This is a genomic window from Novosphingobium lentum NBRC 107847, assembly GCF_001590965.1.
In the GTDB taxonomy this organism is placed as follows: Bacteria; Pseudomonadota; Alphaproteobacteria; order Sphingomonadales; family Sphingomonadaceae; genus Novosphingobium; species Novosphingobium lentum.
The window spans coordinates 99596-115486 of record NZ_BCTW01000003.1 but is presented as its reverse complement, the minus strand read 5'-3'; the positions used below and the strand labels follow the sequence as shown (position 1 = coordinate 115486).

Annotated in this window: 15 protein-coding genes; 11 read left to right on the top strand and 4 right to left on the bottom strand. The window is 65.4% G+C overall.

Going from position 1 to position 15891, the window contains the following annotated elements; translation table 11 throughout:
• Nucleotides 1-50 precede the first annotated feature (50 nt).
• Both NL2_RS03340 and NL2_RS03335 read left to right on the top strand, forming a co-directional pair.
• Nucleotides 51-1217, top strand: coding sequence for an acyl-CoA dehydrogenase family protein (locus NL2_RS03340; RefSeq protein WP_068071696.1), 1167 nt, complete (start codon nt 51-53; stop codon nt 1215-1217).
• Entirely contained in the window at nt 1217-2287 is a 1071-nt protein-coding gene (locus NL2_RS03335; RefSeq protein WP_068071694.1) for a phosphotransferase, read from the top strand. The genes NL2_RS03340 and NL2_RS03335 overlap by 1 nt, the downstream gene beginning before the upstream one ends.
• Before the next feature lie 53 nt (nt 2288-2340).
• Here the strand turns inward: NL2_RS03335 and NL2_RS03330 are convergent, their stop codons facing one another.
• A complete protein-coding gene (locus NL2_RS03330) occupies nt 2341-2757 on the bottom strand; it encodes a nuclear transport factor 2 family protein (RefSeq protein ID WP_068071692.1) in 417 nt (138 codons plus the stop codon).
• Between the two features lie 109 nt (nt 2758-2866).
• On the opposite strand from NL2_RS03330, the gene NL2_RS03325 reads away from it, so the two are divergent.
• The 5 genes from NL2_RS03325 (at nt 2867) to NL2_RS03305 (ending at nt 6036) form a co-directional block, all read left to right on the top strand.
• Nucleotides 2867-3874, top strand: a complete 1008-nt coding sequence (locus tag NL2_RS03325; protein WP_068071690.1) for an NADP-dependent oxidoreductase — start codon at nt 2867-2869, stop codon at nt 3872-3874.
• Nucleotides 3875-3878: 4 nt separating this feature from the next.
• Nucleotides 3879-4625, top strand: a complete 747-nt coding sequence (locus NL2_RS03320; RefSeq protein WP_068071688.1) for a glucose 1-dehydrogenase — start codon at nt 3879-3881, stop codon at nt 4623-4625.
• Nucleotides 4626-4635: 10 nt separating this feature from the next.
• Nucleotides 4636-5163, top strand: a complete 528-nt coding sequence (locus NL2_RS03315; RefSeq protein ID WP_068071683.1) for a VOC family protein — start codon at nt 4636-4638, stop codon at nt 5161-5163.
• 12 nt (nt 5164-5175) lie between these two features.
• Nucleotides 5176-5526 carry a Rieske (2Fe-2S) protein gene (locus NL2_RS03310; RefSeq protein WP_068071681.1) on the top strand — a complete coding sequence of 117 codons (351 nt, stop codon included), beginning with the start codon at nt 5176-5178 and terminating at the stop codon, nt 5524-5526.
• A gap of 99 nt (nt 5527-5625) precedes the next feature.
• On the top strand, nt 5626-6036 hold the full coding sequence (locus tag NL2_RS03305; protein ID WP_068071679.1) for a nuclear transport factor 2 family protein: 411 nt from the start codon (nt 5626-5628) through the stop codon (nt 6034-6036).
• Between the two features lie 141 nt (nt 6037-6177).
• On the opposite strand, the gene NL2_RS03300 is transcribed toward NL2_RS03305, so the two are convergent.
• Nucleotides 6178-8664 carry a TonB-dependent receptor gene (locus NL2_RS03300; RefSeq protein WP_245647553.1) on the bottom strand — a complete coding sequence of 829 codons (2487 nt, stop codon included), beginning with the start codon at nt 8662-8664 and terminating at the stop codon, nt 6178-6180.
• A 140-nt stretch (nt 8665-8804) separates the two neighbouring features.
• Between NL2_RS03300 and NL2_RS03295 the strand changes: the two genes are divergently transcribed.
• Nucleotides 8805-9815, top strand: a complete 1011-nt coding sequence (locus NL2_RS03295; RefSeq protein ID WP_068071672.1) for an NADP-dependent oxidoreductase — start codon at nt 8805-8807, stop codon at nt 9813-9815.
• Nucleotides 9816-9932: 117 nt separating this feature from the next.
• Here the strand turns inward: NL2_RS03295 and NL2_RS03290 are convergent, their stop codons facing one another.
• The gene (locus NL2_RS03290; protein WP_068071942.1) at nt 9933-10697 is read right to left on the bottom strand and encodes an SDR family NAD(P)-dependent oxidoreductase; all 765 of its coding nucleotides are present in this window, start codon (nt 10695-10697) and stop codon (nt 9933-9935) included.
• 85 nt (nt 10698-10782) lie between these two features.
• Nucleotides 10783-13095 (bottom strand): TonB-dependent receptor, encoded by a 2313-nt coding sequence (locus NL2_RS03285; protein WP_068071670.1) that lies wholly within the window; start codon nt 13093-13095, stop codon nt 10783-10785.
• Nucleotides 13096-13269: 174 nt separating this feature from the next.
• On the opposite strand from NL2_RS03285, the gene NL2_RS03280 reads away from it, so the two are divergent.
• From NL2_RS03280 to NL2_RS03270, 3 genes are read left to right on the top strand one after another with little or no spacing between them, the layout of a single operon-like run.
• Nucleotides 13270-14298, top strand: coding sequence for an NADP-dependent oxidoreductase (locus NL2_RS03280; RefSeq protein ID WP_068071941.1), 1029 nt, complete (start codon nt 13270-13272; stop codon nt 14296-14298).
• A complete protein-coding gene (locus tag NL2_RS03275; protein WP_068071668.1) occupies nt 14295-15011 on the top strand; it encodes an SDR family NAD(P)-dependent oxidoreductase in 717 nt (238 codons plus the stop codon). The genes NL2_RS03280 and NL2_RS03275 overlap by 4 nt, the downstream gene beginning before the upstream one ends.
• A gap of 43 nt (nt 15012-15054) precedes the next feature.
• Nucleotides 15055-15864 (top strand): SMP-30/gluconolactonase/LRE family protein, encoded by an 810-nt coding sequence (locus tag NL2_RS03270; protein ID WP_218006087.1) that lies wholly within the window; start codon nt 15055-15057, stop codon nt 15862-15864.
• Nucleotides 15865-15891: the final 27 nt, after the last annotated feature.

Here is a 15891-nt window from a genome sequence, read left to right as displayed (position 1 = left end):
GTTCCACAATCTTGCAGCATGGACGGCCGATCAAAGTGGGAGAGCATCAGATGACGGAGCGGGCAAAAGACATCGCGGCGAAGGTCGAAGCGTTCGTGCGCGACGTCGTCATTCCTTACGAGAAGGATCCGCGCGTGAAGGGCCATGGGCATGGCCCGACCGACGAACTGGTCATGGAGATGCGCGACAAGGCGCGCGCGGCGGGCGTTTTGACCCCGCACATTCGGGCCGACGGCAGCCACCTGACCCAGCGCGAAACCGCGATCGTGCTGATCAAGTCGGGCCTGTCGCCGCTCGGTCCGCTGGCGGTCAACACGTTCGCCCCGGACGAGGGCAACATGTACCTTATCGGCCACGTCGGCAGCGCTGACCTCAAGGACCGCTTCCTCAAGAAACTGGTCTCGGGCGAGGCGCGCTCGGCGTTCCTGATGACCGAGCCCGCCAGCGAAGGCGGCGCGGGCTCCGACCCGTCGATGATGCTGACCACTGCCCGGCAGGACGGCAACCGCTGGGTCGTCAACGGGCGCAAGGCGTTCATCACCGGCTATCAGGGCGCGAGCGTGGGCATCGTCATGGCCAAGTCCGAAGACGGCGCCTGCATGTTCCTGGTCGATCTGCCGGACCCCGCAATCACGATCGATCGCGTGCCCGACACCATCGACAGCTCGATGCCCGGCGGCCATGCGACGCTGACGATCAAGGACTTGCGCATCCCCGCCGACCAGATGCTGGGCCAGAGCGGCGAAGGGTTCAAGTATGCGCAAGTCCGCCTTTCGCCCGCGCGCCTGTCGCACTGCATGCGCTGGCTGGGCTGCTGCATCCGCGCCCACGAAATCGCGACCGCATACGCCTGCAAGCGCATGGCGTTCGGCAAGCTGCTGATCGATCACGAAGGCGTCGGCTTCATGCTGGCGGAGAACATGATCCTGATCCAGCAGGCCGAACTGATGATCGACTGGTGCGCCGGCGTGCTCGATTCAGGGTCGCTCGGCACCGCCGAAAGCTCGATGGCCAAGGTTTCGGTCAGCGAGGCGCTGATGAAGATCGCTGACAACTGCGTGCAGGTGATGGGCGGATCGGGCGTAACCGGCGACACCATCGTCGAGCAGGTCTTCCGCGAAGTGCGCGCATTCCGTATCTATGACGGTCCGACCGAGGTGCACAAGTGGAGCCTCGCCAAGAAGATCAAGCGCGATTTCCTCAAGGGACAGCACTGATGGGCACGGCCGCCGACGCGAACCTTGGCACCACCACCGTCCGCGAGGGCTATGCGTTCGACGAGGCGGCGCTGGCTGGCTGGATGACGGCCAATGTCGATGGTTTCGCCGGACCCTTGCACGTCGAGCAGTTCAAGGGCGGGCAGTCCAACCCGACCTACAAGCTGGTCACGCCCACGCGATCCTATGTGCTGCGCCGCAAGCCGCCGGGCCAGACCCTGAAGGGCGCGCACGCGGTCGATCGCGAGGCCCGGGTGCTGACCGGGCTGGAACGCGCCAACTTCCCCGTCGCGCATGTCTATGGCCTGTGCACCGATGATACGGTGATCGGCACGTGGTTCTACGTCATGGATATGGTCGAGGGCCGGATCTTCTGGGATGCGACCGTTCCCGGCGTGTCCAACTCCGAACGCGCGGCCATCTTCGACGCCATGAACGCGACCATGGCGCAGCTGCATTCGGTCGATTACGCGGCGGTCGGGCTTGGCGACTATGGCCGCCCGGGCAACTATTTCGAGCGGCAGATCGGCCGCTGGTCGAAGCAGTATTTCGAGGATGTGGACGCCGGACGCGACGAGACGATGGACCGGCTGATCGCGTGGCTGCAGGCCAACATCCCGGCGGACGACGATGCCACGTCGATCACGCATGGCGATTTCCGCATCGACAACATGATCTTCCATCCGACCGAGCCGCGCGTGCTGGCGGTGCTCGACTGGGAGCTTTCGACGCTGGGCCATCCCGGCGCCGATTTTGCCTATAACGCGATGATGTACCACATGCCGCCGCATATCGTGGCGGGTCTCGGCGGGTGCGACATCGCCGCGCTCGGTATCCCGAGCGAGGCGGACTACCTCGCCGCCTATTGCGCGCGCACCGGCCGCGATGTGATGCCGGGCTACGACTTCTACATGGCGTTCAACTTCTTCCGCATCGCCGCGATCTTCCACGGCATCAAGGGCCGCTATCTGCGCGGCACAGCAGCTTCTGCGCAAGCCGAGGATCGCGCGCGGGTGCTGCCGGAACTGATTGGCATCGCATGGCAGCAGGCGGTGAAAGCCGGGGCCTGACCTGGCCTGATCCGGGCGCGCCGCAATCGGCAAGCACGGAGAATCATCCTGCCCTACGCCAGCGCCTGCTTCGCCTCGCACGCAGCCACGATCTGCGCGGGATCGAAATAGTACGGGCGGATCTCGCACACCTTGTCGCCGCGGAAGCGGTACATTTCGGCCAGTTCGCCCGGTGCCAGCGCCGGATCGGCAAAGCTGAACGACAGCAGGCACACCGCAAAATCGCCGCCCACCGTGGTTTGCACGCGATCGAGCCCGACCACGTCCATCATCCCCATCACTTTGGTATAAAGATCCTGCAGCGCCGACTTGCCGCGATAGACGCCGGCGTACGGCAGCGGATCGGCCTCGGTGATGAAGAAATCGTCGGTCAGCATGGCGGCGGCGGCATCCCAGTCGCCCGCACCGGACACTTCGTAGAGCCGGTCGACGAATTCAAGCTTCTGCTGGTCGGTGAACTCGGTCGCCATGCCTCAATCCCTTTTCCCATTTGCGGCAAGTTTCCGCGATCTGACCGATTGCCGAACCTAGCGATAAAACTAGCCTCGCACGCCAGCCCGCGCAGGGTAAAGCGGCGCGATGGAAGAGGTTCGACAGATCGTGCTCGTCCGGCGCCCGCAGGGTGTGCCGGTCCCCGAAGACTTTGCGCTGGCGACCGCGCCGATGCCGCGCCCCGGCCCCGGCGAAATGCTGGTGAAGATGCGCGTGGGTTCGTGCGATCCCGCCATTCGCGGGTTCCTCGACGATCGGCCGAGCTACCTGCCCCCCGTCGCCATCGGCGCGCCGATCAACGGCATGTCGCTGGGCGAAGTGATCGAATCGAACAACCCGGCATGGCCGGTGGGCACGCTGTTGCGGGCCTTCGCCACCTGGTCTGACCACTACATCCTGCGCGGCGATGCGCTGGGGCTCGAACAGGTCGATTGCGCGCCGGATGTGCCGTTGCAGCATTACATGGGCGCATTGGGACCGGTCGGGCTGACCGCTTGGGTCGGCCTGTTCGAGATCGGCAAAGCCAAGGCCGGCGAAACGGTGCTCGTCAGCGCCGCCGCCGGGGCGACCGGCAGCACCGTGGTGCAGCTGGCCAAGGCCGCCGGATGCCGCGTGATCGGGCTTGCCGGCGGGCCGAACAAGGCAGACGTGGTTCGCGGGCTCGGCGCCGATGTCGCCATCGACTATCGCGGGGTCGACGATCTGGGCGCGGCGATCAGCGCGGCGGCGCCCGACGGGATCGACGTCTATTTCGACAATGTCGGCGGCGAAACGCTCGACGCCGTGCTGCCGCTGATGCGCCTGCACGGACGCATCGCGCTGTGCGGGATGATCGCGCAATACAACGACGCGGAACATCCGCACGGCTTGCGCAATGCATGGCAGCTGGTGGTCAACCGCGTGGGGATGCGCGGGTTCATCACCTACGACCATCCCGAAGTGCTGGACGAGGCGCAGGCGATGCTCGACGGCCTGTTCGCCGATGGCGGGCTGAAGCCGCTGGAAAACGTGCGCGACGGGTTCGAGACGTTGCCGCAGGCGTTCATCGAACTGATGTCCGGCCAGACCGTGGGCAAGACGCTGGTGCGGATCTGAGCGCATGACCGGGCGGCTGCAGGGCAAGGTCACGTTCGTCACCGGCGGCGCCTCGGGCCTTGGCGCGGCGATCGCGCGGCGCTTTGTCGGCGAAGGTGCGTCGGTTCTTATCGCCGATGTCGACGCGGCTGCGGGCGAGGCATTGGCAACCGAACTCGGCGGCGCCGCGCGGTTCGTGGCGCTCGACGTGCGGTTCGAGGACCAGTGGCTTGCCACGTTCGCGACGTGCGAACGGATCGACGTACTGGTCAACAACGCCGGGATCACCACGCTGGGCAGCATCGAGGATGTGACGCTCGAGCAGTTCCGCCACGAATTCGACATCGACGTGGTCGGCGTGTTCCTGGGCTCCAAGCATGTGCTGCCCGCCATGACCACCCACGGCGGCTCGATCATCAACATGTCGTCGCTGTGCGGCGTGCGCGCGCAGGCCGACCTGATCGCCTACAACGCGGCCAAGGCGGCGGTCACGCACATGACCAAGTCGTGCGCGCTGCACTTTGCGCAAAAGGGCTATGGCATCCGCTGCAATTCGATCCACCCCGGCGCGATCCACACCGACATGATCGACAAAGTCATGGCGCAGTCGGACGATCCGCAGGCGCTTTACGCCGGCTTCGTCGCGACCCACCCGATCGGCCGGCTGGGCAAGCCCGAGGAAGTCGCCGCGATGGCGGTCTATCTCGCCTCGGACGAATCCGCGTTCACCACCGGCGCGGAATTCCGCGTCGATGGCGGCAGTTCGATCTGAGGCGCGAACAATGAACCGGCCGATCCGCCAGGTCGCCTATTTCTGCGCGGATGTGCGCAAGGCCGCACTGGCGCACCATGCCGCGTTCGGGTCCGGCCCCTATTTCGTCGCTGACAACATTCCGCTGCGTTCGGCCCTGCATCGCGGGGTGGAGCGCCCGCTCGACCATACATCGGCCTATGGCCAATGGGGCGAGGTGATGATCGAGTTCGTCCAGCAGAACAATCCCGGCCCTTCCGCCTTCCACGACCTCTATCCCGAAGGGTCGGGCCGCTGGGGCCTGCATCACGTCGCGCTGTTCGTCGATGACGTCGATGCCGAATGCGCCCGGCTTGGCGCGCTCGGCTTTGCCACCGCGTTGCGCGCCGAAATGAGCGACGGCTTCGTGTTCGCGTTCGCCGATACCGTGTCGGCCTATGGCCACATGACCGAGCTGTATGCGCCCGCGCCGGTGCTGACCGGATTTTACGACATGGTGGCCCAGGCCGCGAAGGCTTATGCTGGCGGCGATGTCATCACCACGATTTCCTTTTCCTGAGAGACGTTGCGCATGACCGACGCCTGGCACCCGCTCATCGCCGAAACCGAATTTCCCGCTGACGGCAAGCTGGCGGCGAAGCTGGGCGGCTGGTTCGTGCTGGTCGCGAAAACCGACGGCGGCTTCCACGCGGTGAACGATCGCTGCACCCATCAGGCAGCGCTGCTGTCGGGCGGGCGCATCCGCCGGGGCGCGGTGATGTGCCCATTGCACGGCGCGCGGTTCGAACTGGCCAGCGGCAAATGCATCGGCGGCGCCTATCGCGACTTGCGGCTGTTCCCGGTGCGCGTCACCGATGGCATGATCGAGGTGTGCGTACCCGTTGCACCGCCGACGATGGAAGAACTGCCCGTCGGCATCTGACCCCGACGCAGGCCTGCCCCCTGCCCAATCCCACAGGTTCACGCGGCGCCTGCGCCCGCTAGGCTGGCGGACAAGAACCGATAACTGGGAGAGCCTGACATGCCGTTTACCGGACCCGCCGACGATCGCCTCGCGATCCGCGAACTGCTTGATATCTATGCCGATGCGGTGACGCAGTGCGACGCTGCCGCGTGGGGTGCGACTTGGGCCGAAGACGCCGAATGGTCGCTGCCCGACTACCCCGAGATCGGCACGACCAAGGGCCGCGCCGCGATTCTGGCGATGTGGATCGAGGCGATGAAGGGCTATCCCGGCATCATGTTCGAGGCATGGCCCGGTTCGATCGAAATCGACGGCAACCGCGCCACGATGCGCAGTTACACCTCAGAAGTCTATGATCAGGAGGGCGTGACCAAGCGCGATCGCGGCGTGTACGAGGACACTTGCGTGAAGATCGACGGCCAATGGCTGTTCGCCAGCCGGTCTTTCCGCAACATCCACCGGCAGTAGCGCCTGAACGTACCCGAACGACACCTAACCGCACACGAACACACAACCAAAAGGCCCGGACCGCAGCGCGATCCGGGCCTTTTGGTTGTCCGGCTGAAACCGGCCCGCCGCACCCGATCGGTGCGGCGGGTTCGGTCGCAATCAGAAGCGCTTGGTCACCTGCACCTGCACCGTGCGCGGCAGGTTGCCGAAGCCGAGCTGGTCGGCGCGGACGCCCGCTGCGGTGCCGGTGCCGCCGCCCGTCGAAGGACCATCGACATCGCCGGTGACGATGAACTTGTTGGTCAGGTTCTTGCCGATCACCGCGATCTGCCAGTTATCGTCCTCGGCGCCAAAGCGGAGACCGGCGTCCAGCGTCACATAGCTGCCCTGGCGCGAGCTGGGGTTGCCGAAGCCCGACGCGAGGTAGCTGCTGCTGTAGCGGGCATCGGCGTTCATGCCGAACTTGTAGCCGCTGCCCACTGCCGTATCGTAACCCACGCCCATCGCGCCGGTCCATTCCGGCGCAACCGACAGCGGCTTGCCGTTGAGATTCTGGCGTGCCGAGATCGCGCTGACGAACGTGCAGCCTTCCGCGATGGTCTGGCCCGCGTAGCACGGCGCCTGCGCGAACGAGGTGTAGCGCGCCTTGGTGTAGTTGATCGAACCGTGCAGGTTCAGCCCATCAGCGGCGCGCGGGGCGAATTCGAACTCCAGCTCCGCGCCTTGCGTCTTCGCATCGGCGGTCAGCGTCTGGAAGGCGAAAATCGGCGAGTTGAAGAAATCGACCTGCAGGTCCTTGTACTTGTAGCTGAACGCCGCAAAGTTCAGGCGCAGCTGGTTGTCGGCCAGCGTGGTCTTGATGCCCATCTCGAACCCGCGCGCCTTTTCGGGATTGAAGGTAAGATCGGCCAGCGGCGTCATCGAGAACTTCGAGTTGATGCCGCCGTTGGAGAACCCGCCGGACTTGTAGGCGGTCTTGTACGCGCCATAGACCAGCACGTGATCGATCGGCTTCCACGTCAGCGTGACTTCGGGCGACCAGTCGTTGAACACCTGCTTGGAATTGATCACGCCCAGGCCATCGGGATCGAGCTTGTCGCGGAAGATGAAGGTCAGGCCCGGGTTGTTGTACGGCTGGGTGAAGAAGCTGGTCTTGGTTTCATGCGTGTAGCGCACGCCGGCCGCGAATTCGACGGTGGGCACGACTTTCCACGTGACCTGGCCGAACACGGCGGCGGTCTTGCCGTCGGTGAAGCTGGTCTTGCTGGTGGCGACGTAGTTGTTCTGCGGGGCGGCCGCGCTGTTGCTCAATCCGCCGAGCATGATGTTCTGAGCAAAATCGCGCTTGGTCTTCTGGTACAGGCCGCCGATCATCAGGTTGATCGGACCGTCGAACGCCGTCTGCAGACGCATTTCTTCCGAAAACGCGCGCCAGGTGGAATTTTCGGTCGCCCACGAGCTGGCATCGGTGCTCTGGAAATCGCAGGCGCAGGCCCAGCGGTTGTTGTTGGTGTTGTAGTTGGTGACCGAGGTCAGCTTCACGTCGCCCAGATCATAGGTGACGTTGCCGTTGATCGCCCACGAACGGTAGCGGTTGTACAGCGACCCGTCGCTCTGCGAATTGGGGAAACTGGCCGCGATGTCGGCGGGGAAGTTGTTCTGGTGGGTAACGAAATCGCTGGCGCACTTGTAACCGCTCAGCTGGCTGAGGCCGCTCGCCAGGCCGCAGTTGAACGCGACGTAGTTCCACGAGCTGTTGTTGACCTTGTTGTAGTCGAACGCGCCCTTCACCGTCATCGTCAGGCGTTCGGTCGGGGTGAACTTCACGGTCAGGCGTGCCAGGATTTCGTCCTCGCCCGGCGCCTTCGCCGTGGCCGGGGTCGCGGTGTGGCCCACGGGCGTAACCGCGCGGCCGTTCAGCAGATCCTGAATGTCCACCGTGGTGTAGGTGCGATTGACCGAGACGTTGTCATAGAACCCGCCGTCCATCTTCGAACCCCGAACCGCCAGGCGCACGCCCAGCGTATCGGTCAGCGGACCCGACGCAACGAACTCGCCCTGGTACTGGCGCGACTTGAACTCATAGCCCGCCTTGGCGATGAATTCGCGCTCCGAACCCGGATCGTTGGTGGTCAGCGAGATCACGCCGGCGGTGGCATTCTTGCCGAAGAACAGCGCCTGCGGGCCTTTCAGCACTTCGACGCGCTTGAGGTCGAAGAACCCTTCCTCGATGATGCGGCCCTGCCCGTAATAGGCGCCGTCGACCACGGTGGCGACCGACTGCTCGATGCCGATCGAGGTCGACGACGAACCGATGCCACGCAAGGTGAGCTGTGCGCCCGATCCGTTGGAGGCGCGGCCGACGTTGAGGTTGGGCGTCGCCGCCGCGATCTTCTCGATGCTGGTGATGTCGCGCTGGACGATCATCTTTTCCGAAATCGCGGTCACGGCCACCGGCACGCTCTGCACGCTTTCCTCACGCTTGCGCGCGGTGACGATGATCTCGTCCAGACCGCCCTTGGCGCCGGTATCGGCCTCATCAGTGGCGGGCGTTGCGGCCGTGGCGGGCGCGGACTGTGCGAACACTGGCGCGCTGCTGCCCAGAATGCACGAAGCGAGCAGAATTGCCCTGGTGGTGCGGATCATCGTTTGTCTCCCCTTTATCCCAAGGGCGCGCCTTTAAGTTGCGATCATGACAAACCCTCCTGCCGAATGGGTTAGCCTCGCACTTTCGATAGGTGGCCTGCGCGGGGCCAGCGGGCACCGGGGACGGGAGAGGAATCCCGATGACCGCCAACCGCTTCTGGCAACTCGACCGCCATCCCGAGGGCCACGACTTCGCCTCCGCGCTGTCGCTGCGCGAGGAAACACTGACTCCGCTGGCACCCGGCGAAGTGCGCGTGGCGACCGATTGGCTGTCGATGGACGCCGGCACGCGGATGTGGATGAGCCCGCGCACCGATGGCTATCAGCCGCCCCTGCCGCTGGGATCGAAAATGGCAGGGCTATGCCTCGGCCGGGTCAGCGAAAGCCGCGACGCAGCTTTTCCCGAGGGTACGCTGGTGCGCGGGTTCGGCCGGTGGGCGGACTTCGCAACGATGGTGCCGGCGCTGTCCGGGCTGGAGGCGGTCGACGAAACAGTGGCCGACCCGCGCGAGCATTTCGGCGCGCTGGGCATGAACGCGTGGACCGCGCTGGTTGGGGTGAAAGAGATCGCTGCGGTCAAGCCGGGCGAATGGCTGGTGGTCAGCGCGGCGGCGGGCGCGACCGGCAGCCTCGCCTGCCAGGTCGGGCGCAACCTGGGCGCGCGCGTGATCGGCATCGCCGGCGGCCCCGACAAGTGCCGCTACTTGCGCGACGAGATCGGCGTGGAGTTGGCGATCGACTACAAGGCCGAAGACGTCGCCGCCGCGCTGTCTGGCGTCGAGGGTGGCGTGAACGCCTATTTCGACAATGTCGGCGGGCCGATGCTCGATGCGGTGCTGCCCAACATGGCGCATTACGGGCGCGTCGCGGTGTGCGGCATGGTCGCCGCCTATGACAGCGACGTCGCGCTGCCCGGCCCGGCGCAGTTCGACCAGGTGCTGATGCGGCGCTTGCGGATCGAGGGATTCTTCATCCCCGATTTCCTCCATCGCGGCGCAGAATTCCTGCCGATGCTGCGCGGCTGGCTCGACAGCGGGGCGCTCAGGATGCGCTTTGCCGAAACGCAAGGGCTGGAAAACGTGCTCGATGCCTATGCCGGGATGCTGACCGGGCGCGGCATCGGCAAAGTCGTGGTGCGCGTGGCGGCCTGACGTGCCGATAAGCCAGTGTCCGTCGTCCCGGGCTTGACCCGGGACCGCTGGCCGCTGGGCGCTTCCTCGCCAGCGGTCCCGGACCCGATCCGGGACGACGATAAAGCGGCGCGCAGATCAGTTCGCGGTCATGCCGCCATCGACGGTGAATTCCGCGCCGGTGATGTACTTGGCTTCGTCCGAGGCGAGGAACAGGTTCATGTTGGCGATGTCGTCAGGCTCGCCCATCTTGCGCATCGGGATCAGCGCCAGCGTCGCGTCGTAGTTGGCGGCGTTGTCGGCAGTGGCGACGTCCTGCATGTTGGTCAGGATCATGCCGGGGTGGACGGTGTTGATGCGGATGCCTTCGGCGGCGGTTTCCATCGCCACCGACTTCGACATCATCCGCACCCCGCCCTTGGCCGCGGCATACGCGGCGCAGGCGGGCACGCCGATCTGGCCGACGACCGATGAGATGTTGATGATCGAGCCGCCCTTCCCCGCCTTGCGCATCGCGGCGACCGCGCGCTGGGTGCCGTAGAACACGCTGTTGAGGTTGACGTCGTTCTGCAGCATCCAGTCCGCCGTGGTCATCTGGTCGATCGGGCGCAGCACCGCGATGCCGGCGTTGTTGACGATCACGTCGAGCCCGCCGTGCGCCGCCGTGATTGCGGCCATCACCGCATCCCACTCGGCCTCGCTGGTCACGTCGTGCGCCATGGCCTGCGCCTGCCCACCCGAATCGCGAATGCCGGCGGCGACCTTTTCAGCGCCCGCGCCATCGCGATCGGTGATCCACACCGTGGCGCCTTCCTGGGCGAACCGGATCGCGGTGGCGCTGCCCAGGCCGGGCACCGACGCGCCGCCGGTCACGAGTGCGATCTTGCCTGTCAGCCTGGCCATGGAAACCTCCGTCATCATGTCAAAAAAATAGGGACGCGGCCGCCGAGGCGATCGCGTCCCTTGAGGGTGGAACTGTCAAATCGGATCAGTACTTGAAGCCGACGGTCACGCCATACGTGCGCGGTTCGCGCGCCGAGGCGAACGACCACAGCCCGGCCACGGTGAACGCCGCCGTCGTGCCGCGATCGTTGCCGAGGTTGCGGCCGAACACGGTGACATACGCCTTGGCGCCGCTCAGCTCGAAGTTGGCGGTCAGGCTGGCGTCGAGCAGGTTCTGCACGTCGGTCTTCACGCGCGGATCGTTGCCGTTGACGATCACCGGACCCGTGGTCAGGTTGCCCGTGAGCGGCCCGAGCGAGATCTGCTGATCGTAACGCCCGATGTGGCGCAGGTTCGCGGCGGCGACGATGGTGCCGAAGCTGGTGGGCATGGTGTATTCGCCGCTGATCGAGCCCGAGAACTTGGGGCTGTAGATCGGGTTGTTGGCCGAATAATCGAACGGCACGACCGCCCCGCCGACCGGCGCGATGTTGCCGACGATGAAGTTCTTGAAGTGCGAGTCGAGGAAACCGGCGGTCGCGGTGAACTTGAGGCCTTCAGCCGGGCGCAGCGTGGCGTCGATTTCCACGCCCTTGATCGTGGCCGACCCCACGTTCGAGGTGATCGTCTGGTTGCCGGTGGGGCCGCCGGGGATCGTGGTGTTCTGCTGCAGGCCCTTGTACTTGGAAATGAAGCCCGCGATGTTGAACTGCAGGTGCCGGTCGAGCAGATCGAGCTTGGCGCCGACTTCGTAGCTGTCGACCGTTTCGGGCTTGTAGGCGACGCCGGCTGTCACGGACGTCGCTGCACGCGGACTGAACCCGCCCGAGCGGAACCCGCGCGACCACGAAGCATAGAGCATCGTGTTGTTGTCGGGACGGAAGTCGATCCCGACCTTGGGCGTGAACTTGTTGAAGCTGGCCTTGCCCGAACCCACAGTCCCCGTGGTCAGGAAGCTGTTGACCAGTTCCTTCTTGTCGTGGGTATAGCGACCGCCGAACGACAGGCGGAACCGGTCGGCAAACGCCCAGTTGAAATCGCCGAATGCGGCATAGCTTTCGGTATGGCCATGCACGACCTGCCCGTTCGCATCAAACAGCTGTCCGTCGATCGGAACCAGCGAAGCGGCGAAGGCGCCACCGAACACCCGCGAATACTGCGTCAGATTGTAGCTGGAGTTGAAGTAGAAGCCGCCGATGACGTAATCGAATGTCGATCCGATCTTGCCCGAAGCGCGCAGTTCCTGCGACCACTGCTTGTAGTCCTGCGTGCGCCGTACGTAGTACAGATCCGACGTCGACGAATCGAAATCCTGCGTCTGGTATTCGGTCGATTTGCGATAGCCGGTGATCGAGGTCAACTTCACGTCGCCCAGGCCCAGGTTCATTTCCAGCGTGCCCGACGGAGCACTGTACGTGCTGATGCCCGGGCTGTTGAACACCGTGTAGAGGTCGGTGGTGGTATTGCGATTGCACTGGTTGGCGGGTTCGATGCCACAGAACGCTTCGGTGCTGTTGGCGATGTTCGAGTTGACGACGTCGAACTTCTGGTCCTGCTTTTCGACCGTCAGCTCTGCGTCGAAATCGCTACCGCGCGGCTTGAACAGCAGCGAGGCGCCGAAGTTCTCGTTGTTGTAGCCGCCAGCGTGCTTGCCGGTGACCGCGCTGTTGTAGAACCCGTCGCTCTGGCTGTGGAAGTAGAAGCCCTTGAGGCCGATCGTTTCGCCATCGCCGACGTTGACGATCGCGCGCGCGTCCCAGGTGTTGAACTTGCCGTAGCTGGCTTCGGCCTTCACGCCGGTGGTCATGGTCGGCTTGGACCGGCGGATGCTGATCACGCCGCCGATGGTGTTGCGGCCAAACAGCGTGCCCTGCGGACCGCGCAGCACTTCGATCTGGTCGATGTCGAAGAAGTCGAGCAGCTGGCCGGTGTTGGTGCCGATGAACACGCCATCGACGACGACGCCAACGGTCGGCTCCTGCGACTTTTCGATGTCGGCATACGTCAGCCCGCGAATCGACAGGTTGGCGGCCTGGCCGCCCGAGTTCTGCTGCGTGATCAGCAGGTTCGGTGCGGCGCCCTGCAGATCGCCGATGTTGGTCGATGCCTTGCCTTCCAGCATCGCGGCGTTGATCGCGGTGATCGCGACCGGGGTCGTCTGCAGCGTTTCATCGCGACGGCGGGCCGAAACGACGATTTCATTGGAATCGATCGTGCTGGAACCGGTAGCCGCATCGGCCGGCTGGGCGGCAGCGGCGGGCGCGGCAGCGTCGGCGGCGTGTGCCGGAACAGCAAGCGCGATCAGCGATGTTGTGAAAAGTGCGCTGGTCACTGCCTGGCGCGCGAATGATGTTCGCATTGGATTCCCTCCCTGATACAGGTTGCGCTCTGCGGCAAAACCCTTCCGCCCCCGTTTACCGGATTGGTTCCAGAACCGTACTGCAACTTGTTACAGGTGCAGCGACGATACAGGCGGGCAATCTGCAGTATGTTGGCCGCCGGAAGATGGCCGTTTCGAACTGGGAGAACGATGATGACCGCCAATCGCAGGTTCCTGCTCGCCCGGCGTCCGCACGGCGATCCGGTGCCGCAAGATTTCAGCCTGGCCGAAGCGCCCGTCCCCACCCCCCAGCCCGGCGGCTTCGTCGTGCGCAACCATTTCGCCTCGCTCGATCCGGCGCAGCGCGGGTGGATGGACGATGCGCCCAGCTACATGCCGCCGATCCCGCTCGGTGATCCGGTCCGCGCGACCACGGTCGGCGTGGTCCATGCGTCCGACAATCCCGATTTCGCGCCGGGCGACTGGGTGATGGGGCTCAACGGGCTGGAGGATTATTCGCAGGTCGCTCCCGGCGGCTTCACCAGCAAGATCGACATTTCGGGCGTGGACAGCCCGTCACGCTTCCTCTCGGCGATGGGCGCGGTGGGGCTGACCGCGTACTTCGGCCTGCTCGACATCGGCCAGCCCAAGCCGGGCGAGACGCTGCTGGTGTCGGGCGCGGCCGGCGCGGTCGGATCGGCAGTGGGCCAGATCGGCAAGATCATGGGCTGCCGCACGATCGGCATCGCCGGCGGTGCGGACAAGTGCCGCCGCCTGGTCGCAGACTATGGCTTCGACGTAGCGATCGACTACAAAGATGCCGGTGGCAACGCCAAGCCGGTCGATACGCTGTCCGCCGAAATCGCCGAGGCCGCGCCCGACGGGGCCGACATCGTGTTCGAGAACGTCGGCGGCGCGGTGCTCGATGCCGAACTGATGAACCTGGCGATGCGCGCGCGGATCATCCTGTGCGGACTGATCAGCGAATACAACTCGCCCGAAAAGCTCGGCGCGCGCAACTTGTGGCAGGTGCTGGTCAAGCGCGCGACGATGACCGGGTTCCTCATCGCCGACCACGTCCCCCGCTTCGGCGAAGGCGGCGCGCAGATGGCGCAGTGGATGGCACAAGGCAAGATCCGGGTGGACGAGGATATCCAGCAAGGGCTGGAGAACGCTTACCCCGCGTTCATGCGGCTGTTCTCGGGCGCCAACACCGGCAAGCTCGTGCTGCAGATCGCATGAGCGCCGGACGCCTGGCAGGACGGCGCGCGCTGATCACCGGCGCGGGATCGGGCATCGGCGCGGCCGCCGCCTGGCGCCTTGCGGCAGACGGCGCGCGCGTGTTCACCGCCGACTTCAAGGGCGCGGTCGACCGGCAGGTGGACGTGACCGTGCCCGGCGCCAACGCCGCACTGGTGACCGAAGCGGTCGAACGCCTTGGCGGGCTCGACATCGTGGTGCCCTGCGCCGGGGTCAGCGCGTTCCATCCGCTCGAGGGGCATGACGACGCCTATTTCGACATGGTCATGGCGGTGAACGTCACGGCGGTGTTCCGCCTGATCCGCGATTGCGTGCCAGCGTTGCAACTGTCCGCGCATGGCCGGATCATCACCATCGGATCGACCATGGCGCAGTTCGGCGACGCCGGGCTGGTCGCTTACGGCACCTCGAAACATGCGGTGCTGGGCATGACCCGCTCGGTCGCGGTGGAGCTGGGCCAGTACGGCATCACCGCCAACTGCCTGATGCCCGGCGCGATCGAAACGCCGATGACCGAGCCGGCGTTCACCCAGATGCCGCAGTTCAAGACATACTGGCAAAACAAGGCCTCGCTCGGGCGGCTGGGCCAGCCGGAAGACATCGCCGACGTGATCGCGTTCCTGGCCTCCGACGATGCGCGGTTCATGTCGGGCCAAGGCTTTTTCGTCGATGGCGGGGCGATGCAGCGGCAGTAAGCCGTTCTGCATGACCAAGACCGCAGCCGGAGGGGACTACGCCATGAAACTCGAACCGATCGTCACGGGCCTGACCTTTCCCGAAGCCCCGCGCTGGCACGACGGGCGGCTGTGGTTTTCAGATTTCTACAGCCATGCCGTCTATGCCACCGACCTGACCGGATCGTGCGAGACCATCGTCGAGGTGCCCGGCCAGCCCAGCGGGATCGGCTGGCTGCCCGATGGCGATCTGCTGGTGGTGTCGATGCTCGACCAGGCGGTGCTGCGCCTGCGTGACGGCGTCCTCTCGGCCCACGCCAAGCTGGCGCCGCTGGTGCGCGACAAGTGCAACGACATGATCGTGCTGCCCGACGGCAGCGCCTTTGTCGGCAATTTCGGCTTCGATCCTTATGGCGAGGAGCCGCGCCCGACCACGCTGGTGCGGCTCGGCCCCGACGGTACGCCCTCGATTGCGGCGCACGACCTGCAGTTTCCCAACGGCATGGCGCTGATCGATGGCGGACGCGTGCTGGTGGTCGCGGAATCGGTCGCGCAAGGCCTCACCGCGTTCGACATCGCCGCCGACGGCAGCCTGTCCAACCGCCGCGTGTTTGCGCAAACGCCGGGATGCCAGCCCGACGGGATCTGCGTCGATGTCGATGGATCGGTGCTGGTCACGACGATGACCTGCAACCAGCTGGTCCGGTTCACCGCCGATGGCCGCCACATGGCCACGTACGATCTCGGCGTGGCGGTGTGGGCCTGCGCGGTCAGCGGCGCGGGCGACATCCTGGTCTGCACCAGTCCGGTCGCGGGCAAGGCCGATTGCCAGCGCGAACGCGGCGGCGCGGTACAGCGGCTGGTGTTGGACTGAACGCCACGATCCACTCCCACCACCCGC

What these genes read in the sequence shown, in the direction of transcription:
- NL2_RS03340 (WP_068071696.1), top strand. Translation starts at nt 51, where the DNA reads ATGACGGAGCGGGCAAAAGACATCGCGGCGAAGGTCGAAGCGTTCGTG.
- NL2_RS03335 (WP_068071694.1), top strand. Translation starts at nt 1,217, where the DNA reads ATGGGCACGGCCGCCGACGCGAACCTTGGCACCACCACCGTCCGCGAG.
- NL2_RS03330 (WP_068071692.1), bottom strand. Translation starts at nt 2,757, where the DNA reads ATGGCGACCGAGTTCACCGACCAGCAGAAGCTTGAATTCGTCGACCGG.
- NL2_RS03325 (WP_068071690.1), top strand. Translation starts at nt 2,867, where the DNA reads ATGGAAGAGGTTCGACAGATCGTGCTCGTCCGGCGCCCGCAGGGTGTG.
- NL2_RS03320 (WP_068071688.1), top strand. Translation starts at nt 3,879, where the DNA reads ATGACCGGGCGGCTGCAGGGCAAGGTCACGTTCGTCACCGGCGGCGCC.
- NL2_RS03315 (WP_068071683.1), top strand. Translation starts at nt 4,636, where the DNA reads ATGAACCGGCCGATCCGCCAGGTCGCCTATTTCTGCGCGGATGTGCGC.
- NL2_RS03310 (WP_068071681.1), top strand. Translation starts at nt 5,176, where the DNA reads ATGACCGACGCCTGGCACCCGCTCATCGCCGAAACCGAATTTCCCGCT.
- NL2_RS03305 (WP_068071679.1), top strand. Translation starts at nt 5,626, where the DNA reads ATGCCGTTTACCGGACCCGCCGACGATCGCCTCGCGATCCGCGAACTG.
- NL2_RS03300 (WP_245647553.1), bottom strand. Translation starts at nt 8,664, where the DNA reads ATGATCCGCACCACCAGGGCAATTCTGCTCGCTTCGTGCATTCTGGGC.
- NL2_RS03295 (WP_068071672.1), top strand. Translation starts at nt 8,805, where the DNA reads ATGACCGCCAACCGCTTCTGGCAACTCGACCGCCATCCCGAGGGCCAC.
- NL2_RS03290 (WP_068071942.1), bottom strand. Translation starts at nt 10,697, where the DNA reads ATGGCCAGGCTGACAGGCAAGATCGCACTCGTGACCGGCGGCGCGTCG.
- NL2_RS03285 (WP_068071670.1), bottom strand. Translation starts at nt 13,095, where the DNA reads ATGCGAACATCATTCGCGCGCCAGGCAGTGACCAGCGCACTTTTCACA.
- NL2_RS03280 (WP_068071941.1), top strand. Translation starts at nt 13,270, where the DNA reads ATGACCGCCAATCGCAGGTTCCTGCTCGCCCGGCGTCCGCACGGCGAT.
- NL2_RS03275 (WP_068071668.1), top strand. Translation starts at nt 14,295, where the DNA reads ATGAGCGCCGGACGCCTGGCAGGACGGCGCGCGCTGATCACCGGCGCG.
- NL2_RS03270 (WP_218006087.1), top strand. Translation starts at nt 15,055, where the DNA reads ATGAAACTCGAACCGATCGTCACGGGCCTGACCTTTCCCGAAGCCCCG.